Raw genomic sequence first — 22,064 nt, forward strand, 5'->3', positions numbered from 1 at the left:
AGCATTTGAATCACCGAAGGGTGGAGGCCGCCTATAAACGCCGATATTCATACGTTTTAACCTCCGTATCTGTTTGATTGTTTCTGCTGTGTCCCGCCCAAACCGACTGAGGGACTTCACTAAAATTAGGTTACCAGGGGCTTTTTTGTGCTGTCCGTATAATCTGGGGCTGTTCAACAATGTCGTGCGGGGCTTTGCATCAAAGCAGCTCCTTCGTTTTTCTGGCGAGGTAAAGCGGTATATTCGTGATCTCGCCGTCCTTGCGATACCCCCGCTTTGAAAAGCGAATAGCGTGTTCAGGATGACGGTTAGCAATAAACCGCTTGAAAGACGGCGAGGACTTGTCTTCGCCGCCCTTCGCCTCAATTGGAATGATTTCTGTGCCGTTTTGCAATAAAAAGTCAATTTCTCCTGCTTTGTCTGAGTAATAGCGAGGCTCCACCGCAAACTGCCCGCGAAGCTGCTGCAAGACATAGTTTTCGGTCAGAGGCCCTTTGAACTGATAATCAGCTTTCAACAGAATCGCGCTGTTGTCGATACCCGCCATGTGTTTGAGAAGCCCTGTGTCAAATAGGAACAGCTTGAATTGATCGAGCTTATCAAAGGCGGAAAGAGGATGCTCCATCTTGGAGACATTGTAGATACGGTTGAGCATACCGGCTGAGACAAGCCATTCAATCGCTTCCTCAAAGTCCCGTGCTCTGCCACCCTGCCGGACAGCGCCATAGACAAACTTCTCGTTGGATTTGGCAAGCTGAGAGACAATGCTGCGGAACACCATCAGAATGCGCCCACTGTTCACCTTCCCGTTGTGCTTGGAAAAATCGTTCTCGTAGATTTCCACGAGTTCTCGCTGGATTTGGGAAACTGCCGCAGGGTCTTTGTGGTTGACCCAAGAGACAACGCATTCCGGCATCCCACCGATGATCAGATAGTTGTTGTAGGCTTCCAGCAGACGGTTATGGAAGATTTTCTCAATGTGCTGGTCCTTCTGGATGCTTTCATAGTAAGTAAAGAGAGCAGGATCAATCGCTTCCAAAAATTCATCAAAGTAAAGCGGATACAGGTCGATTAGATTGACCATGCCAACCGGGTAGGACTTCGACCGGGCATGTAGTGTACCGAGTAGACTTCCAGCAGCGATGATATGATATTCGTTCGCTTTTTCTTTGAAATATTTGAGAGTATTCAGTGCCTCCGGGCATTCCTGCACTTCGTCGAAGATTACAAGAGTCTCCCCGGGCAAGATTTTTCTCCCTGCAATCATAGACAGCAACTCAATAATCCGTTGCGGATTCTTGTTCATCCCAAAAATAGATTTCAGCTCATCTTCCTCATCGAAATTGAAGTAGACAAAGCTGTCATAGTAACTTTGCCCGAACTCCTTCATGAGCCAAGTCTTGCCCACCTGCCGAGCGCCGCGAATGATCAGTGGCTTCCGTTCTGGGGCTTCCTTCCATTTTATGAGCTGTGAGAATGCGCTTCGTTTCATGCGAATCACCACCTTTATTTCATCCGAAAACAGTTTAACACATTTTTCCGGGTTTTACAACGAATATTACGCACATTTTTCCGACATTTTTCGATTGGAGAAACACATTTTTCTGAAATCGAGGTTTTATATGATATTGTCATCTATGTGGGGCCGTATCTGTCATCGAACAGGATACGACCCCTCTTTTTTGTTTTCAAAGCAGAAAATCAACAGGAGGAGGTGCTCCGTGTGATTCCGAGGAATCTGAATAGTTATGTCGGGGTGGTCAACCAACCACCTCTGCAGTGGGGTGGTGCGGGGAAACGGCTACTTCACACTAACTTTGCCCCGGGCTATGCTCCAGAGCCGGAACAAAAGCCAGTGTGCCGGCAGTTCTCCCGCTGCGAGGATTGCCCTTACCCTTCTCACGGCTTTCTCTGCTGGAGCAGCGAGGATGACTGTATGCGAACCAGAATGAAAAAACTGAACAGAAAGGGGGCAAGGCATCTGCTTAACAGCGGAGAAAATATCACAATGAAACAGATCCAAATATGGCTGGGACATAGTACCTATTCTACTACAGCAGACATCTACGCTCACCTGGATCACAATGCGCAGCAAGCTCCTGCAAATACAATGAATGGTATGTTCACTCGCAGTGCCAAAGACCGTGCAGAGCAAGAAATATAAAAAGCTGGCAGTGTAACGTCACTGCCAGCTCTGGCGGAGACGGTGGGATTCGAACCCACGTGCGGTTGCCCGCAAACTGATTTCGAGTCAGCCCCGTTATGACCACTTCGATACGTCTCCATGCTGTATTTCCAATGCTTTCCGGTTCCACGGAACGGCGAGAGCCGTGCGTAGAAAACGTTAGAAAGTGTTAGAAAAACCGTAGATATTGAGTTGTGAAAAAGCGTAGATAAACCGGAATCCCAGTAAAATCAATGGGTTGCGGGGTCAGGCGGAGAAATGACCTACACGTTTTCGAGTCAGCCCCGTTATAACCACTTCGATACCGCTGCAGATATGAGTACGCGCATGTGCGATGTGCGCCTGATAAGGATACCAGATTTTCAGCCAAAAATCAAGCGGCAGCCGGAGATTTCCTCCGGCCGCCGCCATTTTTCTTATTTCATTTCGTGGCTGAGCAGCAGGGACTGCTTGATGTCCCACAGCTTTTGAGACAGGTCCACATAGTAGTTGTGGGGGTTCTCGAACCGCTTCACCTCGTCCCACAGGGAGTCCACCTGCCGCTGGCAGTAGGCCCGGCTGGCCTGGAGGTTGGGGACCTGATAGACCAGCTTGCCCTGCTGGAAGATGGGCACCATGAGCTCCTTGGCTTCGATGTTGGTATACACCTTCCGCTTCCAGGTGGCGTCCGGATCAAAGAGCTCCAGGGGCTGCTCAAAGTCGATCTCCTCGTCGTGGAGGCAAATCAAATCGGCCTCCGCCTTGCCCGTGGCCTTGGAGAAAATGCGGTAGATCTTCTTGAAGTGGGGGGTGGTAATCTTGGCGGCGTTCTCGCTGATTTTGATTTTGGGGATGATGTTCCCGTTGTCGTCCTCGATGGCCACCAGCTTGTACACCCCGCCGAACACCGGCTCGCTGCGGGAAGTGATCAGCCGCTCGCCCACGCCGAAGGAGTCGATGCGGGCCCCCTGGCGCACCAGGTCCCGGATAATATACTCGTCCAGGGCGTTGGAGGCGATGATCTTACAGCCGGTCAGCCCCGCCTCGTCCAGCATCTCCCGGGCCTTCCGGGACAGGTAGGCCAGGTCGCCGGAGTCCAGGCGGATGCCGCACTTGGTGATGCCCTTGGGCTCCAGCACCTCCTTGAACACCCGGATGGCGTTGGGGACGCCGGATTTTAAGACGTTGTAGGTGTCCACCAGCAGGGTGGCGTTGTTGGGGTAGAGCTCGCAGTAGGTCTTGAAGGCGGTGTACTCGTCGGGGAACATCTGGACCCAGGAGTGGGCCATGGTGCCGGTGGCGGGAGAGCCGTAGTGCTGGTCGGCCATGGTGCAGGCGGTGGCCGAACAGCCGGCGATATAGCTGGCCCGGGCGCCCAGCAGAGCGCCGTCGGGGCCGTGGGCCCGGCGGGAGCCAAATTCCGCCACCGGGCGGCCCTCGGCGGCCCGGACGATGCGGTTGGACTTGGTGGCGATCAGGCACTGGTGGTTCAGGCACAGGAGCACGAAGGTCTCAATAAACTGGGCCTGGATGGCGGGGGCCCGGACGGTGAGGATGGGCTCCCCCGGGAAGATGGGCGTTCCCTCCGGAACCGCCCAGATGTCGCCGGTGAAGGAGAAATTTTTCAGATAGTCCAGAAACTCCTCCGAAAAGCAGTCCTTGGACCGCAGATAGGCGATATCCTCCTCGTCAAAGTGCAGGTTCTCAATATACTCCACCACCTGGGCCAGGCCCGCCGCAATGGCAAAGCCGCCCTGGTCGGGGACTGAGCGGTAGAACACATCAAAATAGCAGATGCGGTCGGTCAAACCGGTTTGGAAATATCCGTTGCCCATGGTCAGCTCATAAAAATCACAGAGCATGGTCATATTTGTTTTTGCTTTCATTCCGGGGCTGCCTCCTCATTTGAAGGGTGACATGACACCCTAGGTTGGCTTTATTATACTCGTTTCCCAAGGAAAAGGCAAGGAAAAGCGGCTGCTTTTGTAAATTCCCCGTTAAGAAGGATACCCGGAACAAATTGGGGCATACTGGAAGCGGACCCAAATAATCTGAGGAGGGACTGTTCCATGCCAGAGAAAACCGAAGCCTTTGCCCACAGTCAGACCCGGGAAAACCTGATGCGGGCCTTTGCGGGGGAGAGCCAGGCCCGCAACCGCTACACTATTGCCGCCGGAATCGCCCATAAGAGCGGCCTGGAGGTCATTCAGGGGCTGTTTCTGTTCACCGCCGGCCAGGAGAAGGCCCACGCCAAACAGTTCTACCGGCAGCTCCACGACCTGGGCGGACAGACCATCCGGGTGGACGGCACCTATCCGGTGGACCTGTACGCCGACCTGCTGGACTATCTGCGGGCGGCCCAACACAACGAATACGGGGAGTGGGAGCACGACTACGCCAGCTTCGCCCGCACCGCCATGGAGGAGGGATTTCCCCTGGTGGGCAAACTCTTTGAGAATATCGCCAACGTGGAGAAGATCCACGGGGACCGGTTCGGCCGGTATGCGGACATGCTGGAGCAGGGCCAGCTGTTTGCCAGCGACACAAAGGTGGAGTGGATGTGCCTGAACTGCGGCTATGTGGTGGATGCCACCGCCGCTCCGGCCCACTGCCCGGTGTGCCGCCACCCCCAGGGCTACTTCGTCCGGGTGGAGCTGGCGCCCTACCACAGCGGGCCGGTGAAATAGACAAAACAACGGGCTGTATGTGTACAAAAACACATACAGCCCGTATCTTTATTTTAGAAAAAAACAAAAAGTTATCACTTCTCGACCGCACGGTCGAAAAAGTCCAGCATCCGCCGGTTGGTCTCCCGGCTCTCCGGCCAGTCCCACCAGCCCACCTCAAACACGTGGGTGAGCTGCTCCCCCTGCTCCCGCTTCCAGAGAATCACCTCGTGCTCCCAGGGGGAGCGGTCCAGGTAGTCTATCAGCCGCCGGCTCTGCCGGTAGTAGCGGTCGGGCTCGCTGGCAATGACCAGAATGGGGGGCAGGTCCAGACCAGGGGCGGTGTCCTCAAAGCTGGCGTGGCCGTAGAGGGGAGACAGCTTCCACCGGGGACCGAACAGCAGCTTCTGGTACTCCCGGCTCACCGCCTGGTCAAAGGGCGGACGGAGGAAGGCGAAGCGGTACACGTCGCACACCCCGTGGGCGATGGCCAGGGCGGTGAAGCCGCGCTTCAGGGGCTGAACCCCATAGAGGGCCTGGAGGGCGGGGCTCTTTTGAATGCAGGCGGCGAGGCCGGCCAGATGCCCTCCGGCGGAATCTCCCGTGAGCAGAACCCGGGACAGGTCAAAGCCGTGCTCCGCCCCGTGCTCCTCCAGCCAGCGGAGGCTGGCAAACACGTCCTGTACCTGTCCCCGGAGGTCCACCTGGGGCAGCAGGCGGTAGCTCATCCCCATCACGGCGTACCCCTGGGCGGCCAGGGCCATGCAGTAGTTCCGGTTCAGCTCCCGGTCCCCGTACATCCAGCCGCCCCCGTGGATATCCACCACCGTGGGCAGAGGGCCCTGGGCCCCCTCCGGGCGGTACAGGTTCAGGGTGTGCATGGGGTCCCCGTCCGGCAGATAGGCCAGTCCGGCCTCCGCCGCCACCCCCTCCGGGCGGGGCTGGCGGGCCAGGCGGAGGGCGTCCTTCCGGCCGTTCTCCCGCCACTTCTTCTCAATCAGCATCCGGGTCAAATATCCCATTCAAAACTCCTTCTTTCGGCCCTCCCCAAGAGGAAAAAACAGCCCCGGCTTTCGGCCGGAGCTGTTTTTCTTCCTGTGGAACTTAGCCCTCAGAGATAGCGCCCATGGGGCAGGTACCAGCGCAGGAACCGCAGTCCAGGCAGGCACCGGCGTCGATCACATAATGAGCGTCGCCCTGAGAAATGGCGCCCACGGGGCAGGCATCCGCGCAGGAACCACAGCTGATGCAAGCATCGCTAATAACATAAGCCATTGGAATACACCTCCCTTAAATGTACACCTTATTCTATCACATCTTTTTAAAATTGCAATGCTAATTTTTGCAAAAAGCGGGCATAGTTAAAAAAGAATTCCCGGTCAGGCGTCCAACATTCCGCCGGTCAGGTGTTGGGATGGTCTCTTTGGCGCCATGGCCGAATCCATGCAGACTGCGAGGCGATCCACAATGGCGGACAACCGCTTTACATCCACCGCCCTGGGGGCCATCCGGCTGGCCCAGGAAAACGCCGCCCGGCTGGGGCACAGCTATGTGGGCAGCGAACACCTCCTGCTGGGTCTGGCCAGTCAGGAGTACAGCTTGGCCGCCCGTCTCCTCCGGGAGGCGGGAGCGGACAGCCAGACCCTCCGGGCGGCCATCGCCCAGCTGGTGGGCACCGGGGTCCCCAACCGCACCCTGCACCAGGGGCTGACCCCCCAGTGCTGCCAGGTCATCCAGCGGGCGGCGGCGGAATGCCGCCGCCTCCAACAGCCCTCCGTCAGCGCAGAGCATCTGCTGCTGGGGCTGCTGCGGGAGCCAAACTGCTCGGCGGTGCGGCTGCTGGCCGACTGCCAGGTGGACAGCCAGGGCCTCTACCGGGCGGTGTGCGCCTCCCTGGGCGGGGAGGAGAACCCCCTCCGGTCCATCCGCCGGGAGCCGGAACGGGTCTCCGGGGACACCCGGCAGCTGGACCAGTGCGCCCGGGACTTGACGCGGATGGCCGCCGACGGCCGCCTGGACCCGGTGATCGGCCGGGAGGAGGAGCTCCAGCGGGTCATTCAGATCCTGTCCCGCCGCACCAAGAACAACCCCGCCCTCATCGGGGAGCCCGGCGTGGGCAAGACGGCGGTGGCGGAGGGGCTGGCTCTGGCCATCGCCGACGGCACCGCCCCCGCCCACCTGCTGGGCAGGCGGGTGTGCGCCCTGGACCTGTCCGCCATGGTGGCGGGCACCAAGTACCGGGGGGAGTTTGAGGAGAAGCTCAAGCACGTCCTTCAGGAGGTGCGCCGGGCGGGCAACATCATCCTGTTTATCGACGAGCTCCACACCATTGTGGGGGCGGGCTCCGCCGAGGGGGCCATCGACGCGGCCAACATTCTGAAACCCGCCCTCTCCCGGGGGGAGATCCAGGTCATTGGGGCCACCACCCTGGACGAGTACCGGAAGTATATCGAGAAGGACTCCGCCCTGGAGCGGCGGTTTCAGCCCATCACCGTCCGGGAGCCCACCCGGGAGCAGACCCTGGCCATTTTGAAGGGCCTCCGGGGGCGGTACGAGTCTCACCACCACCTGACCATCACCGACCGCGCCCTGGAGGCGGCGGTGGACCTGTCCATCCGCTACCTGCCCCAGCGGTTTCTGCCCGACAAGGCCATCGACCTGGTGGACGAGGCGGCCGCCCAGGCCCGGCTGTCCGCCCGGACCCTCCCGCCCGAGCTGCGGCAGCTGGAGGAGCGGGCGGTCCAGGCGGGACGGCAGCTGGCCCAGGCCATCCGCAAGCAGGACTTTGAGGAGGCGGCCATGCTCCGGGACGCGGAGGGGGACTTCCGGCGGGAGCTGGAGGCGGGCCGCCGCCGCTGGCAGAAGCAGCAGGCCCCCCGGTCCGTGGGGGAGGCGCACATCCGGGCGGTGCTGTCTCAGTGGACCGGGGTCCCGGTGTGCGACCCGGACGAGGCCGACCGGAAGGCCCTGGCCGGGCTGGAGACCGCCCTGTGCCGGGACCTGCTGGGCCAGGACCAGGCGGCCCAGACGGTGGCGAGGGCCATCCGCCGGGGGCGGCTGGGGCTGAAGGACCCCCGGCGGCCGGTGGGCTGCTTCCTCCTGCTGGGCCCCACCGGGGTGGGCAAGACCCAGCTGTGCCGCTCCCTGGCCCGCACCCTGTTCGGCAGCGAGGAGGCCCTCCTCCGCTTCGACATGTCCGAGTATATGGAGTCCCACAGCGTCTCCCGCCTCATCGGCTCCCCGCCGGGCTATGTGGGCCACGAGGAGGGGGGACAGCTCACCGAGCGGGTGCGCCGGAAGCCCTGGTCGGTGGTGCTGCTGGACGAGCTGGAGAAGGCCCACCGGGATGTGTGGTCCATCCTCCTCCAGGTGATGGAGGAGGGGGTGCTCACCGACGCCCAGGGGCGGAAAACCGACTTCCGAAATACTGTGCTGGTGATGACCTCCAACCTGGGGGCCCGTCATTTTCACCAAAAGGCCCGGCTGGGCTTCTCCCAGGGGCCGGAGGCCGACCGCTCCGCCCTGGAGCAGGCGGTGCTCCGGGAGGCCCGAAACACCTTTGCCCCGGAGTTTTTCAACCGCCTGGACGCCGCCCTGGTGTTCCACCCCCTGGACAGCCAGACCCTGGCCGCCATTACCCAGCAGATGCTCTCCCAGACGGGGGAACGGCTCTCCGCCCTGGGGATCGGCCTCCAGGTGGAGCCGGAGGCGGTGCGACTCCTGGCCCAGACCGGGGCCGGCCAGGACTACGGCGCCCGGCCCCTCCGCCGGGCCATTGCCGCCCAGGTGGAGGACCCCGCCGCCGACCTGATGCTGGAGGGGTGTCTGAAAAAGGGGGACAGCCTCCAGGTATGGGCGGAGGAGGGGCAAATCAGGGTTGGGCCAACCGGATTTCCCAATTTGCGCCAGTCTTAATATAATATTAAAAATTAGATTTGGTAGTTTTTTATATTGATATTCCCATAGGGCTGGGGTATACTGTATTTGACAAAGGAAATTTCAACCGGAACTCCCCCGCATTCCGCGGGCCTGTTCCGGCTGTCCAGAAAAGAGAGGAGTGTTCTTGATGCGTGAACCTGCTGTGGCCCTCGGCGCTGCGGTCCCCCGCGTTAAACCCCGCCGCCGGAAAGAGGTGCGGGACCCCTATGACGGCCTGCGGCCCTGGTCGGCCATCACCCACGGCATCGGCGCGGGGCTGGCGGTGATCGGCACTCTGCTGCTGGTGGGACGCTCCCTGTGGGAGGGGAACTGGTTCCACGCCGTGGTGTTTCTGATCTACGGCCTGTCCATGATCTGCCTGTACACCGCCAGCACCCTGTACCACTGCGTCAACACCTCGGTGGCCAAGCGGATCGCCCTGCGGAAGTACGACCACTGCTCCATCTATCTGCTCATCGCCGGGAGCTACACTCCCATCTGCACCACCGTCCTCCGGGAGGACGGCGGAATCCCCCTCCTGTCGGTGATCTGGGCCCTGGCTTTCGCCGGGATCATCCTCACCATCGCCAAGCTGGACATCCCCCGCTGGCTCACCAGCGTCATCTATCTGGTGATGGGCTGGCTGTCCCTGGCGGCCATCGTCCCTCTGGTGCGGCTGCTGCCCACGGCGGGGATGGTGTGGCTGGTGCTGGGCGGCGTGCTGTACACCGTGGGCGGCGTGCTGTACGCGGTGAAGTGGCCGGGCCGGAACAACCCCCGCTTCGGCTGCCACGAGATCTTCCACGTGTTCATCCTCCTGGGTTCTCTGTGCCATTTCTTCCTGATGTACCAGGTAATCGCCCACCTATGAGCCAAATAAAAACCGTCTGAGCTCCACAGGATCTCAGACGGTTTTTTGCACTTATTTTTTAGGCAGGCTCAGGGGCTTGATCTCATGCAGGTACACCCGGCGCAGGAAGATGGTGCACAGGGTCAGGGAGAACAGCTCCGCGATGGGGAAGGCCCACCACACCAGCTCCAGGTTCCCGGTGAGGGAGAGCAGGAAGCCCACCGGCAGGAGGACCACCAGCTGCCGCACCACGGACACCGTGAGGCTCAGCACCCCGTGGCCCAGGGCCTGGAACACGGAGGAGCACACGATGGCGTAACCGGCAAACAGGAAGCTCAGGGAGATGATCCGCAGGGCGGGCACGCCGATGGTGAGCATGTCGCCGCTGTCCCCCTCCGCCCGGAACAGATTCAGCATGACGCCGGGGGCAAACTGGAAGATCAGCAGGCCCACCAGCATGATGCACACCGCGTAGGTGATACTGAGCTTGATAGTCTTCATAATCCGGTCCGGGCGGCGGGCGCCGTAGTTATAGGCCACGATGGGCACCATGCCGTTGTTCAGGCCGAACACGGGCATAAAGATGAAGGACTGGAGCTTGAAGTACACTCCGAAAACCGCCGTGGCGGTGGTGGTGAAGGAGATGAGAATTTTATTCATGCCGAACACCATCACCGATCCGATGGACTGCATGATGATGGAGGGGATGCCCACGCTGTAAATGCGGGCGATGATCCGCCCGTCCGGACGGAAGCCCCGGAACTGGAACTGAATGTCGTGGTTCCGGGTCAGGTTGAAGAAAATGGACAGGCAGGCGGCCAGGATCTGGCCCAGGACGGTGGCCAGGGCGGCTCCCGCCACCTCCATCCGGGGGAAGCCGAACAGGCCAAAGATCAGGATGGGGTCCATGATGATGTTGATAATGGCGCCCACCGCCTGGGTGATCATGGTGTAGAAGGTGCGCCCGGTGGCCTGAAGCACCCGGTCAAAGGTGATCTGTACGAACAGGCCCACCGACAATCCGCAGACGATGGTCATGTACTCCGTGCCGTAATCCACAATGGCCTGCTGGCCGGTCTGCACCTGGAAAAAGAACCGGGAGCATGTCAGGCCGATGGCCATGAACACCAGGCAGCTGAGGATAGCCAGAAACAGGCCGTTCATGGCGGCGGCGTTGGCCCGGCGCTGGCGGCGCTCGCCCAGGCTCTTGGACAGCAGGGCGTTGATGCCCACGCCGGTACCCACGGCCACGGCGATCATCAGATTCTGTACCGGGAAGGCCAGGGAGACGGCATTCAGCGCGTCCTCGCTGATCTGGGCCACAAAGTAGCTGTCCACCACGTTGTAGAGGGCCTGCACCAGCATGGAGATCATCATAGGGATGGCCATGGACAACAGGAGCCGGTTCACCGGCATGGTGCCCATCTTATTTTCCGCAGGGGGCTGACGTTCGCTCATCACACACAACTCCTTTTTCTTTTCATCTCTTTTCTTGGGGGAAAGATGGAGAAAGCCAATATTTTGAGGGGCCAAGCATGTACCTGGAGACTATCCAACCGGCCTTCTGGCCGGCGGCGCTTTTGCGCCGTACAAGCGTTTTCGCCGCAGGCGAAAACCTTGGCCCAGGGCGAATTCATTTCGCCCGAGCATTTTAAATCAACGGGTGGAGCCGCCCTCCGGGCGGCAAAACCCAAAAAGAAAGACATCTGCAAAGCAGATGTCTTTCTTTTTGGTGCGGCTGACGGGAGTCGAACCCGTACGCCCGTCCGGACACAAGCACCTCAAGCTTGCCAGTCTACCAATTCCAGCACAGCCGCAGACAAGCGGTTTTCAAAAACCGCTTTATTATTATACTGTCACAGGACCGGTTTGTCAATGGTTTTTCCAGCCGAATCCCTCACTTTTTCTGCTGCCGCTGGGCCTGCATGGCCTCGTGCTCCCGGCGCAGCTCAGTCCACAGCTGTTGAGAGGTCCAGGTGCGGTTGGTGGGAGTGAGCATGGCCTTCAGGGCGATGCGGGGCAGGCCAGCCCGGCCCATGGCGGTGAGCAGGTGGTCCAGTTTCTCATGGGGGAGATTACAGAACACCAGCATGGGGTCGGAGAATTCCTCCTCCACCGGCGCCTTCTCCTCACTGCGGCCCAGCAGGTCCTCCAGCGTCAGACCGTACTGGTCCGCCTCCACCGGGCGGATGCGCACCCGGAGCATGAGGAAAATCTGGCGCAGCTTGGCCCACTGCTCGCCGCTGCAGTTGTACATCAGGACGGTTTCTACTGCCATAATGGATCTTCTCCTTTTGAGATGGGCTCGGGGGTATTTCGCCGCCCGCGGGCGAGTCTCTGTTTCTGCTTCGCAGAGGAGTTCCGCCGTCTGCGGACGGCGGGTTACTTTGCCCGCGGCGGCAAAGTAACCAAAACGCCGCCGGGGACGCGGCCGATGGACTACGGCTCCGCTCTGCTCCGCCTAGGTCCATAGGTCCGCTTTCCCCGGACCCCATTTACGGGGGTTATCCCTTGAGCCGGGCAGAATATTTCCGGCGCGCAAAATTTGAGTGGTTGGTCTGAATTCCTGCCGGGCCGCTGGGCCCTGGGTTTGCAAAAATTGATACCGGTGCGATTCCACCGCCGCGCCTGGATTTGCCGAACCATCGCTCCCGGTGCGTTTTCGCCGTAGGGGCGGTCCTGCGGTCGTCCGCGAAGGCCGCCTCTACACTCTTCACTCTTAACTCTCCACTCTAAAAGCTCAGACGTTGGCCAGTGCCTGCTCCAGGTCGGCGATAATATCTTTGGCGTCTTCAATGCCCACGGAGAAGCGCACCAGGTCGGGGGACACCCCGGCGGCGGCAAGCTCCTCGTCGTTCATCTGCCGGTGGGTGGAGGAGGCGGGGTGGAGCACACAGGTCTTTGCGTCGGCCACATGGGTGGCGATGGAGGCCAGCTTCAGCCCGGCCATGAACTTCTCCGCCGCAGCCCGGCCGCCCTTCACGCCGAAGACCACCACGCCGCAGGTGCCGTTGGGCAGGTACTTTTTGGCGCGCTCGTAGTATTTGTCCCCGGGCAGGCCGGCATACTCCACCCAGGCGATCTTCTCGTGGCCCTGGAGGTACTCGGCCACCGCCTGGGCGTTCTCACAGTGCTTCTTCATCCGCAGGGGCAGAGTCTCCAGGCCCACATTCAGCAGGAAGCAGTTGTGGGGGGAGGGGATGGACCCCAGGTCCCGCATGAGCTGGACGGTGGCCTTGGTGATGTAGGCCCCGCCCAGGCCGAAGCGCTCGGTATAGGTCACCCCGTGGTAGCTCTCGTCGGGGGTGGTGAGGCCGGGGAACTTGTCCTTGTGGGCGTTCCAGTCAAAGTTGCCGCTGTCCACAATGGCGCCGCCCACAGTGAGGGCGTGGCCGTCCATATACTTGGTGGTGGAGTGGGTGACGATGTCGCAGCCCCACTGGAAGGGACGGCAGTTCACCGGGGTAGCGAAGGTGTTGTCCATGATGAGGGGCACCCCGTGGGCGTGGGCCGCCTTGGCGAACTTCTCAATATCCAGGATGGTGAGGGCGGGGTTGGCAATGGTCTCGCCGAACACCGCCTTGGTGTTGGGCCGGAAGGCGGCGTTCAGCTCCTCCTCGGAGCACTCCGGGTCCACGAAGGTGAACTCGATGCCCATGCGCTTCATGGTGACGGCGAACAGGTTGAAGGTGCCGCCGTAGATGGAGGTGGAGGAGATCACATGGTCCCCGCAGCCGGCAATGTTGAAGATGGCGTAGAAGTTGGCCGCCTGTCCGGAGGACAGGAGCATGGCTGCGGTGCCCCCCTCCAGGGCGCAGATCTTGGCCGCCACCATGTCGTTGGTGGGGTTCTGCAGGCGGGTGTAGAAGTAGCCGCTGGCCTCCAAGTCGAACAGCTTGCCCATCTCCTCGCTGGTCTCATAGCGGAAGGTGGTGGACTGGATGATGGGGATGTTCCGGGGCTCCCCGTTTCCGGGGCGGTAGCCCGCGTGGAGGCAGTCGGTGGAGATCTGATAATCGGACATGGGAATTCCTTCTTTCTGAATGATCCGGCGGAGAAAAAACCGCTCCGGGAATTTTTGATAAAAAAATGGTAGCGTGCTTTTCCCCGTTTGTCAAGCGGTTCCGGAAAAAACCAGTGCGGAGAGGCCGCCCTCTCCGCACGAAGCTCTATTTATGGTAACTGGACCCCTCGTTGATCTTAAAGGCCCGATAGAGCTGCTCCAGGAGCATCACCCTTGCCAGGTGGTGGGGAAATGTCATGGGGGACATGGACAGCTTCAGCCAGGCCTCCCCCTTGATGGCGGGGTCCAGGCCGTAGGAGCCGCCGATGACAAAGACCAGATGCTTGGCCGGGCTGTGCTCCCAGGTGGAGAGCAGCTTGGCAAAGTCCTCGCTGGAGCGCTCCTTGCCCTCCACGCACATGGCGATCACGCTGGCGCTGGGGGGCAGCTTGGCCCGGATGGCCTGTGCCTCTTTGGAAAGGGCCTGGTCGATCTGCCCCTGGGTGGGATTCTGGGGCAGCTTCTCCTCGGGCAGCTCCACCAGAGTCAGCTTACAGTAGGCGGACAGGCGCTTCTGGTACTCCGCCGCCGCCTCCAGATAAAATTTCTCCTTCAGCTTGCCCACGCAGATGAGATGGACGCTCAGCATAGGGCCGCCCCCTCCCGCAGCGGAAAGGAGACCATGTCCCGGCCCCGCTCCAGACGGAACACCGGGCCGCACTCCTTCCGGGGAGCCACGGTGAGGGAGATATCCCGCTCCGGGTCGATCCCCCCGGCGGACAGGCGGCGGGACACCACATCCCGGGCCCGGGCGGGGGTGTTGTTCTCCGAGGACAGATGGGCCAGAACCACCGTGCGGGCCCCGGACTCCACCGCCAAGGCGGCCAACTCCGCCCCCATTTCGTTGGACAGATGGCCCTGATCCCCCAGAATGCGCTGCTTTAAATAGTAGGGGTAGGGGCCGGACTTCACCCAGTCCTCGTCGTGGTTGGCCTCGCACACCAGCAGGTCGCAGCCCTGGACCGCCTGGAGCACCGCCGTGGTAAGGCACCCCAGGTCGGTGGCCACCGCCGCCTTGCAGCCCTCTCCGGTGAGGGTATAGCCCACGCTGCAAGCCGCGTCGTGGGAGGTGGGGAAGGAACCCACCCACAGCTCGCCCACCGGAAACCCGTCCCCCGGGTCAAACTCCCGGCACAGCCCATCCAGAAAGGGGATGCGGTAGCACAGCTGCCGCAGGGTGGGGGCGGTGGCGTACACGGGCAGCTTCAGCTGCTTAGTGAGGGTGGTCAGACCGGAGATGTGGTCGCTGTGCTCGTGGGTGACCAACACGCCGCTGAGGGAGGCGGGGTCCACCCCCAGGCTCTTCAGCGCGGTGGTGATCCGCCGGGCGGAGATGCCCGCGTCCACCAGCAGGCGGGTGGCGCCGCAGCTCACCAGCGCGCAGTTCCCGCTGGAACCGCTGGCCAAAGTTATGTATGTAAGCACAAAATCCCCCCACAATATCATTCAGATAAGAATTAGGAGATAGGAGATAGGAGTTTTACGGAAGACGACCGCACCGCGTCAACTCCTATCTCCTATCTTCTATCTCCTAACTCCTATCTCGTATCTCAGTATCAGCCCGCCTGGGACTTCGCGTCCTCGTCGGGAACGGTGATGGTACGGATGTCGGCCCCCACGCCGGCCAGCTTGCCCACCAGATTCTCATAGCCCCGCTCGATGTGGTAGATGCCGTCCACCTCGGTGACGCCCTGGGCGGCCAAGCCGGCGATAACCATAGCCGCTCCGGCCCGCAGGTCGCAGGCGTGGACCGGGGCCCCGGTGAGGGCGGGCACGCCCTCGATGACGGCCACCTTGCCGTCTACCTGGATGTGGGCCCCCATGCGGCGGAATTCATCTACATAGCGGTAGCGGCTGTCCCACACCCCCTCGGTGAGGACGCTGGTGCCGTTGGCCAGACACAGAACGGCGGCGATCTGGGGCTGCATATCAGTGGGGAAACCCGGATAGGGCATGGTCTTTACATTGGTGCGGCTGATCGGGCCGCTGCGGCGGACCCGGACGGCGTCGTCCAGCTCCTCCACCTCCACCCCCATCTCCACCAGCTTGGCAGTGATGCAGTCCAGATGCTTGGGGATGACGTTCTGGATGAGCACGTCCCCGCCGGCGGCGGCCACGGCGGCCATATAGGTACCGGCTTCGATCTGGTCGGGGATGATGGAGTAGGCTCCGCCCCGGAGCTGCTTCACGCCCCGGATCTTGATGACGTCGGTGCCCGCCCCCATGATGTTGGCCCCCATGGAGTTGAGGAAGTTGGCCAGGTCCACGATGTGAGGCTCCTTGGCGGCGTTCTCAATGATGGTCATGCCGTCGGCCAGCACGGCGGCCAGCATGATGTTCATGGTAGCCCCCACGGACACCATGTCCAGATATACCTGTCCGCCGGCCAGACGGCCGCCGGGCACTTTGGCGCAGATGAGGCCGCTGCGCACATCCACGTCGGCCCCCATGGACACAAAGCCCTTCACATGCTGGTCAATGGGCCGTCCGCCCAGGTCGCAGCCCCCGGGCAGGGGGACCTCCGCCCAGCCGAAGCGTCCCAGCAGAGCGCCCACCAGGTAGTAGCTGGCGCGGATCTTCCGGGCCAGCTCGTAGGGGACCTGCCGGTTGCGGATGTGGGAACAGTCGATGTCCACGGTGGTGCGGTTGACGGTGCGGATGTCCGCCCCCAGCTCCTGGAGGATCTGGAGAATCAAAGTCACGTCGCTGATCTGGGGAATATTTTCAATGCGGCATACCCCGTCCACCAAAAGGGCGGCGGGGATGATGGCGACAGCGGCGTTTTTGGCGCCGCTGATGGTGATGCTTCCACGAAGAGGCTTTCCGCCCTGAATGTGATATTTTGTCAAATCTGGCACCCTCTCGATCCATATTCATTAGATTGGGGTCTATATAAGATCATACGGCCAAAGCCATAACATATCGAAATCAAGCATGCGCGCAACACAGGCGGCGCATGGAAACAAGTATATTATAGCATCAGTATGTCCAAAAGGCAATGAAATTTACAGAGTAGACATAAAATTGTGAAAAAAGTAAGAACAAATGAGGTTTTTTGAGGTGCCTTGGGCAAGATGCAAAGTTTTCTTCTCCTGCCATTCTCCGGCTCTCCGGCTGGAAGGGCCGCCCGCCCGGACCCGGCCTGTTTTTTCAGGGCTGGTCCTGTCTGGGGCGGATCAGATCCTCCCAGCTGGCCTGCTCCTGCCGGTCCAGCAGGTCGCCGATGAGCTGGTTGGACACCAGGAAGCCCCTGGGGGTGAGCCGCCATCGCCCGTCCGCCTCCTCCGCCCAGCCCTGGGCGGCAAACTCCCTCAGGCGGGCCTCCAGGGGGGCGAAGTCCATGAAATAGGTGTGGCGGTACTCCCGGCCGTCCACACCCCGAACGGTGCGCAGGCGGAGCATCAGGTACTCCCCGCACCGCTCCCGCTGGGGGATGAGCTCGGAGGAGTCGATGATGTCGCCCCCCTCCAGCACGCCCCGGATATAGGCGTCCAGGTCCCGGACAAAGGAGTAGCGCCGCCCCCCAAAGTCCGAGTGGGCCCCGGGCCCGAAGCCGATATAGGGCCGGGTGAGCCAGTAGCGCAGGTTGTGCCGGGACTCGTACCCCGGCTTGGCGAAGTTGGAGATCTCATACTGGGGGAGCCCGGCCCGCTCCAGCCGGCCCACCGTCCACAGGTACAGGTCGGCCTGCTGGTCGTCGTCGGGCAGCACCTCCCCCTCCGCCACCCGGCGGGCCAGGGGGGTGCCCTCCTCCACCTTCAGTCCGTAGCAGGACAGATGCTGGGGGATGAGGGACAGGGCGTGCTCCACCGTGGCCTTCCAGCTCTCCATGGTCTGCCCGGGCAGGCCATAGATCAGGTCCAGAGACAGGTTGGTGAACTTGGCCTTCCGGGCCGCCTCCACCGCCTGATTGGTCTGCTGGGGGGTGTGGATGCGGTGGATGGCCCGCAGCTCCCCCTCCTGGGCGGACTGCATCCCTATGGACAGGCGGTTCACCCCCGCCTTGCGCAGAATGCGCAGGGACTTCAGATCCACACTGTCCGGGTTGCACTCCACGGTGATCTCCGCGTCCTTTTCCACCTGAAACAGCTTGGACAGGTGGGCGAGCAGCTCCTTGATGCGCTTGGCCCCGTAGTAGCTGGGGGTGCCGCCGCCAAAGTAGATGGAGTCCACCGGGTAGCCCTGGGCCAGGGGAGCGGTCTCCTTCAGATGGGCCAGCAGGGCCTTCTGGTACCGGTCCATCTGGTCCTCCCGCCCCGCCAGGGAGTAGAAGTCACAGTAGTCGCATTTACTGCGGCAGAAGGGAATATGGATGTAAATACCCAGCTTGTCCGCCATGGAGACACACCTCGACAAAAAAGTTTCACCGTATTATATCCCATCCGGAGCGGGAGCGCAAGCGGAGAAACGCCGGCCGTCCCGTTTTCCCGGATGACAACCGGCTCTTTTTTTGCTACAATGCTCCTTGTAAGCCGGCCCTGCTGCGGCCGGGAACCATCTGAGGAAGAGGGGCGCAACGCCATGCTGGACATTCGGGATGTGTTTTCCAATCTGTTTGGGCTGTTTCTGCTCATTGGGGTGGGCTATGGGACTGTCCGGCTCCGCGTACTGCCCGCCTCCGCCTCCAAGATGCTCAGCAGCCTGCTGATGAATGTCACCATGCCCGCCACCATCTTCACCTCCCTGGTGCGGCCCTACGATCCCGCCTTTCTCCGCACCGGGCTGCTGGAGGTGGTCCTGGGCCTGGCCCTCTACATCCTGTACGGAGTCATCAGCGCCCTGCTGGCCCGGCCGTTCCGCGTCACCAGGGAGCGGCGGGGACTGTGGACCTTCGCCTGCGCCTTTAACAACAACGGCTTTATGGGCTTTCCCATCGCCCTGGCCCTCTTTGGGGAGGAGGGGCTGGCCCTGGCCGTCTTTTTGGGCATCCCCTTCAACCTGCTGGCCTACACCACCGGGGCCACCCTCATCTGCATGGACCGCAGCGCCTCCGGGGATGCGCCCCCGGTCTCCTGGCGGTCCATCCTGCTCACGGTGGTCAACGGGGCCACCCTGCTGGGGCTCATCCTCTATGCCGCCCAGATTCCCATTCCCGAGGTGATCGACACCCCGCTCACCTATCTGGCCGACGTGACCACTCCGCTGTCCATGCTGATCATCGGCATGAACCTCACCGGCGGAAGCGTCTCCGCCCTGCTCCGGAACCGGGACGTCCTCTCCTCCGCCTTTCTGCGCCTGCTGTTCCTGCCGCTGCTCACCTGGTTGATTCTGATGCTTCTCCCGGTGGAGGACCCTCTGGTCATCGGCGTCACCCTGATCATCATGGCCACGCCCTCCCCCGCCGTCACCTCCATTCTGGCGGAGACCTACGGGGGCGACACCCAGTTTGCCTCTGAGGCGGTATTTCTGTCCAGCCTGCTGTGTCTGGTCACCATCCCGCTGATCTCCCTGCTGCTGTGAGGCCGCCCCTAGTTTAGACCGTCCCCGCAGGGTTTCATCCCACCCCAATTCCATACTGTTCCGCCCAATTCAACCGCTGGTTGAGCGGCCGGCGCCCGCGGACAGACGGAGCTCAACCGATGGTATGTGGTGATTCGGTTCTGGAAATCGTATGCTCAGGTCAGAAAGGAGGGGCGCCCATGGATCAGGAAAAAATCGGCGCGTTCATCGCCGCATGCCGGAAAGAGGCCGGCTACACCCAGGCCGCCCTGGGGGAGAAGCTGGGGATCACAGACCGGGCGGTCTCCAAATGGGAGACTGGAAAAAATATGCCGGACCCATCCCTGATGCTGGAGCTGTGCGGGCTTCTCCATATCAATGTCAATGAGCTCCTGACCGGGGCGCGGATGGACATGGAGCGGTATCAGGAACAAGCGGAAAAGCACCTGCTGGAGCTGCAGCGCCAGGAGGCGGAGCAGAACAAAAAGCTCCTCTCTCTGGAGACGGTGATCGCCGCCTCGGCCACGGTCAACTATCTGGTTATGATATTTGCCGCTGTCTTCGCGGTGGAGATGCTGGCATGGCGGCTGGCGCTGGTGCTCACCGGGCTGGCGATCCTGGTAGCGGCCATCGCCTATGCCCTGCGCATCGAGCACGACGCGGGCTACTATGAGTGTCCCCACTGCGGCGCCCGGTATATCCCCACCATGCGGGCGGTGGTGCTGGCCCCGCACATCGGACGGAGCCGGAGCATGAAATGTCCCCGCTGCGGACAGCGGGGATATCACAAAAAGGTATTGACCAAATGATGCTTTCCCGGGGCTGCCGCAAAGGGGCGGCCCCGGGTTTTTCCGGAGCCGGCGCACTTCCGCCGCATCCCAAGAGGCAAAAGAAATAACCCCTGATCGTCTTCCGTGGTTCTGACAATCAGGGGTTATTTCTGGTGCTTCTTGTTATCTAACATCATATGGTTACCTCTCTTTCTGCAGATTCTCCAATTCCACACGTTCCGCCTGCAAGTTTCCATCCTGCGTTCAACTCGTTCTTCTGCGCTCCTCTGAGCTGCACCCCTCACACATGAGGTCCTGTTCTGTTGCGCGATTTCGTCCTTCTTGCGGCATTCTGTGGAGTTTTGGAGTGGGGTCCAGATGTTCTTCTCCGGCCGGCGCGCGTTGCTTGGAACTGAATGGGACAGTTACTTCTTGGTGCCTGGGAACCTTGAATTTCCTTTGGTCTGCTTCCGTGTTTTCTGCGTTCCAGGGGTCTTTCAGGATTCTTGGGTTACACTTAGGAAATCACTGCTTGGGTTCCGAAAATTTTCTTTCCTTTCCGCGCCTTTCTCAATCGAACTTCTTTATTTCAATCTCAGCCGCCGAATCCGGTGACATCTGGGGTCCAGGTTTCTTACCACATTGGTATCACCCTTTCTGGCTATAATATAGCACTCGACCCCGGATTTGTCAACTGGTTTTAGAGGAAATTACAAATCTTTTTGCAGGATTTTTGAAAATCACTTGCAGGCGTCTCCCTGGCCCGCTCCGCCGGAACAGCCTGGGCAGGCGGGTGGAACCGCCTGTCTCTTCCTCCGGCGGCCCGCCAGCAGGTCCGCCGCGATCAGAACCGCACACCAGAATACCAGCAGGACCAGAATCAGAATGGCACAGTTGCGGAAAAAGTCCTCCGGAAGCAGGAGGATAATGGGGTCGGTGCGCCAATCGAAGATCCAGTTGGTCTTACCCGGGAAGAAAATGGAGTGGAAGATCACGAAGGCCCGGTCAAAATCCGTGGCGGCCAGGGCGCCCACCGCCAGAAAGACGGCGGCCAATCCCGCCGCGGCCCAGAATCCCGGCCCGCGGCCCAGCAGGCGGGCGGGAGTGAGCCGGCGCTTCCGGGCAAAGAGAAACAGGAGCACAAGGGCCGCCGCCGACAGAACCAGCAGCACCAGGTCCAGCTGGAACAGCACACGCACGTCGGCAAAGTGGTCCCGGCCCGACTCCGACCAGGGGAGCACCCCCACGGAGAAGTCCTGCCGCAGGCCCAGGCAGAAGTCCAGCATCTCATCAAAGGCCTGCTTGATCTGGTCCACCGTCAGTCCGGTGTACTCGGGCATGGACATGGCCTCAATGTGGGCGTAGTAGAAGGGCCGGCACAGGATGGGCACGGCGATGGACCCGGACAGCACCAGCACGGCGGTGGCCAGGGCGGTCAGCAGAGAGAGCGGTTTGCTGGATTTCAAGATCAGTCACCTCAGGTCAAAGATTCCGGCAGCCCGGACAGGGCGATAAGCACCTGTCCCGGCAGATAAAACAGCCACATCCCCACCCGGGCAGCCTGGAAAACCGCGTCCGGAAGGGAACCTGGAAATTGATAGGCGGCCACGCACAGGTCACAGCACAGGAACAGGCACAGGCCGGCGGAGAAGATCCGCGCCCGCCGCCCCGGGCAGCCCAGGCTGAGCAGGGCGTTGCACAAGAAGTTGGAGAAGTAAAAGAGGGCCAGGACGTTCAGAGCAGTGAGCAGCCCCAGGAATCGCAGCGCCGCCAGAGACAGCAGGAACAGCCCCAGCCGGGCCCCCCACAGACTCCGCCGCTTCTTGGGATACAGCCGGAGAAAGTAGCACAGCTGCACCCCGCAGAACAGCAGCACGCCCGCGGCGTAGTGGGCGTCCAGCTCCAGCAGAAAAGTGTCCGCCGCCCCGGTGAGGACCAGGGCCAGGGCCGTCAGCCGGTCCCCGCCCCCAAACAAGGCCCACAGCAGGGAGAACAGGGCGCACGACAGAATGGCCGCATATTTGACCGGTGTGGAGCCGGGGCCGCCGGGGGACAGATCCCGCCACAGAAACGTCCCGTAGAGGACTGCCTCCGCCAGGAGAAAGGGCAGCACGCCGGGACGGCGCAGATCGTTCATACCAGAACCTCTTTCCGCCTGGCACATCCCAGGCATACGGTCATGATAGCACAGGTT

Annotated in this window: 19 protein-coding genes and 2 tRNA genes; 6 read left to right on the forward strand and 15 right to left on the reverse strand. The window is 61.2% G+C overall.

The features are described from left to right. Positions 1-199: 199 nt before the first annotated feature. The gene (locus B5F19_RS08415) at positions 200-1,492 is read right to left on the reverse strand and encodes an AAA family ATPase (RefSeq protein ID WP_087289661.1); all 1,293 of its coding nucleotides are present in this window, start codon (positions 1,490-1,492) and stop codon (positions 200-202) included. A gap of 231 nt (positions 1,493-1,723) precedes the next feature. Between B5F19_RS08415 and B5F19_RS18310 the strand changes: the two genes are divergently transcribed. Beyond that, positions 1,724-2,164, forward strand: a complete 441-nt coding sequence (locus B5F19_RS18310; protein ID WP_087289662.1) for a hypothetical protein — start codon at positions 1,724-1,726, stop codon at positions 2,162-2,164. A 31-nt stretch (positions 2,165-2,195) separates the two neighbouring features. Here B5F19_RS18310 and B5F19_RS08425 read toward each other — a convergent pair. Continuing rightward, positions 2,196-2,284, reverse strand: a tRNA-Ser gene (locus B5F19_RS08425). 317 nt (positions 2,285-2,601) lie between these two features. Then, positions 2,602-4,050 (reverse strand): nicotinate phosphoribosyltransferase, encoded by a 1,449-nt coding sequence (locus B5F19_RS08430; protein WP_087289663.1) that lies wholly within the window; start codon positions 4,048-4,050, stop codon positions 2,602-2,604. Positions 4,051-4,233: 183 nt separating this feature from the next. Here B5F19_RS08430 and rbr point away from each other — a divergent pair, with 183 nt between their 5' ends. Then, positions 4,234-4,851, forward strand: a complete 618-nt coding sequence (gene rbr / locus B5F19_RS08435; RefSeq protein WP_087289664.1) for a rubrerythrin — start codon at positions 4,234-4,236, stop codon at positions 4,849-4,851. Positions 4,852-4,925: 74 nt separating this feature from the next. On the opposite strand, the gene B5F19_RS08440 is transcribed toward rbr, so the two are convergent. Together B5F19_RS08440 and B5F19_RS08445 are read right to left on the reverse strand one after the other, a co-directional pair. Then, positions 4,926-5,852: an alpha/beta hydrolase gene (locus tag B5F19_RS08440; protein WP_087289665.1), complete on the reverse strand. Its 927-nt coding sequence runs from the start codon at positions 5,850-5,852 to the stop codon at positions 4,926-4,928. Positions 5,853-5,934: 82 nt separating this feature from the next. Further along, the gene (locus B5F19_RS08445; RefSeq protein ID WP_087289666.1) at positions 5,935-6,105 is read right to left on the reverse strand and encodes a 4Fe-4S binding protein; all 171 of its coding nucleotides are present in this window, start codon (positions 6,103-6,105) and stop codon (positions 5,935-5,937) included. A gap of 192 nt (positions 6,106-6,297) precedes the next feature. Here B5F19_RS08445 and B5F19_RS08450 point away from each other — a divergent pair, with 192 nt between their 5' ends. After that, positions 6,298-8,745: an ATP-dependent Clp protease ATP-binding subunit gene (locus B5F19_RS08450; RefSeq protein ID WP_087289667.1), complete on the forward strand. Its 2,448-nt coding sequence runs from the start codon at positions 6,298-6,300 to the stop codon at positions 8,743-8,745. A 151-nt stretch (positions 8,746-8,896) separates the two neighbouring features. Continuing rightward, positions 8,897-9,619 carry a hemolysin III family protein gene (locus B5F19_RS08455; protein WP_087289668.1) on the forward strand — a complete coding sequence of 241 codons (723 nt, stop codon included), beginning with the start codon at positions 8,897-8,899 and terminating at the stop codon, positions 9,617-9,619. A gap of 51 nt (positions 9,620-9,670) precedes the next feature. On the opposite strand, the gene B5F19_RS08460 is transcribed toward B5F19_RS08455, so the two are convergent. The 8 genes from B5F19_RS08460 to hemW form a co-directional block, all read right to left on the reverse strand. Further along, positions 9,671-11,056 (reverse strand): MATE family efflux transporter, encoded by a 1,386-nt coding sequence (locus tag B5F19_RS08460; RefSeq protein WP_087289669.1) that lies wholly within the window; start codon positions 11,054-11,056, stop codon positions 9,671-9,673. A gap of 272 nt (positions 11,057-11,328) precedes the next feature. Continuing rightward, positions 11,329-11,415 (reverse strand) — tRNA-Leu (locus tag B5F19_RS08465). 80 nt (positions 11,416-11,495) lie between these two features. Beyond that, the gene (locus B5F19_RS08470) at positions 11,496-11,876 is read right to left on the reverse strand and encodes a DUF3783 domain-containing protein (RefSeq protein WP_087289670.1); all 381 of its coding nucleotides are present in this window, start codon (positions 11,874-11,876) and stop codon (positions 11,496-11,498) included. Positions 11,877-12,338: 462 nt separating this feature from the next. Next, positions 12,339-13,622, reverse strand: a complete 1,284-nt coding sequence (locus B5F19_RS08475) for an O-acetylhomoserine aminocarboxypropyltransferase/cysteine synthase family protein (RefSeq protein WP_087289671.1) — start codon at positions 13,620-13,622, stop codon at positions 12,339-12,341. A 145-nt stretch (positions 13,623-13,767) separates the two neighbouring features. Continuing rightward, entirely contained in the window at positions 13,768-14,250 is a 483-nt protein-coding gene (gene rlmH / locus B5F19_RS08480; protein WP_087289672.1) for a 23S rRNA (pseudouridine(1915)-N(3))-methyltransferase RlmH, read from the reverse strand. After that, entirely contained in the window at positions 14,244-15,086 is an 843-nt protein-coding gene (locus tag B5F19_RS08485) for an MBL fold metallo-hydrolase (RefSeq protein WP_087289673.1), read from the reverse strand. Before B5F19_RS08485 ends, rlmH begins: the two co-directional genes overlap by 7 nt. 131 nt (positions 15,087-15,217) lie before the next feature. Next, on the reverse strand, positions 15,218-16,510 hold the full coding sequence (locus B5F19_RS08490) for a UDP-N-acetylglucosamine 1-carboxyvinyltransferase (RefSeq protein ID WP_087289674.1): 1,293 nt from the start codon (positions 16,508-16,510) through the stop codon (positions 15,218-15,220). Between the two features lie 301 nt (positions 16,511-16,811). Then, entirely contained in the window at positions 16,812-17,999 is a 1,188-nt protein-coding gene (gene hemW / locus B5F19_RS08495; protein WP_087289675.1) for a radical SAM family heme chaperone HemW, read from the reverse strand. A gap of 183 nt (positions 18,000-18,182) precedes the next feature. On the opposite strand from hemW, the gene B5F19_RS08500 reads away from it, so the two are divergent. Both B5F19_RS08500 and B5F19_RS08505 read left to right on the forward strand, forming a co-directional pair. Next, complete coding sequence (locus B5F19_RS08500) at positions 18,183-19,121, forward strand: AEC family transporter (protein WP_162612548.1); 939 nt, start codon at positions 18,183-18,185, stop codon at positions 19,119-19,121. Positions 19,122-19,300: 179 nt separating this feature from the next. Continuing rightward, the gene (locus B5F19_RS08505; protein WP_087289677.1) at positions 19,301-19,909 is read left to right on the forward strand and encodes a helix-turn-helix domain-containing protein; all 609 of its coding nucleotides are present in this window, start codon (positions 19,301-19,303) and stop codon (positions 19,907-19,909) included. 701 nt (positions 19,910-20,610) lie between these two features. On the opposite strand, the gene B5F19_RS08510 is transcribed toward B5F19_RS08505, so the two are convergent. Together B5F19_RS08510 and B5F19_RS08515 are read right to left on the reverse strand one after the other, a co-directional pair. Then, the gene (locus B5F19_RS08510) at positions 20,611-21,336 is read right to left on the reverse strand and encodes a TIGR01906 family membrane protein (protein WP_087289678.1); all 726 of its coding nucleotides are present in this window, start codon (positions 21,334-21,336) and stop codon (positions 20,611-20,613) included. Between the two features lie 11 nt (positions 21,337-21,347). Then, complete coding sequence (locus B5F19_RS08515) at positions 21,348-22,007, reverse strand: lysoplasmalogenase family protein (protein ID WP_162612549.1); 660 nt, start codon at positions 22,005-22,007, stop codon at positions 21,348-21,350. Positions 22,008-22,064: the final 57 nt, after the last annotated feature.

It is taken from the genome of Pseudoflavonifractor sp. An184 (genome assembly GCF_002160305.1).
GTDB classification, from domain to species: Bacteria; Bacillota; Clostridia; order Oscillospirales; family Oscillospiraceae; genus Lawsonibacter; species Lawsonibacter pullicola.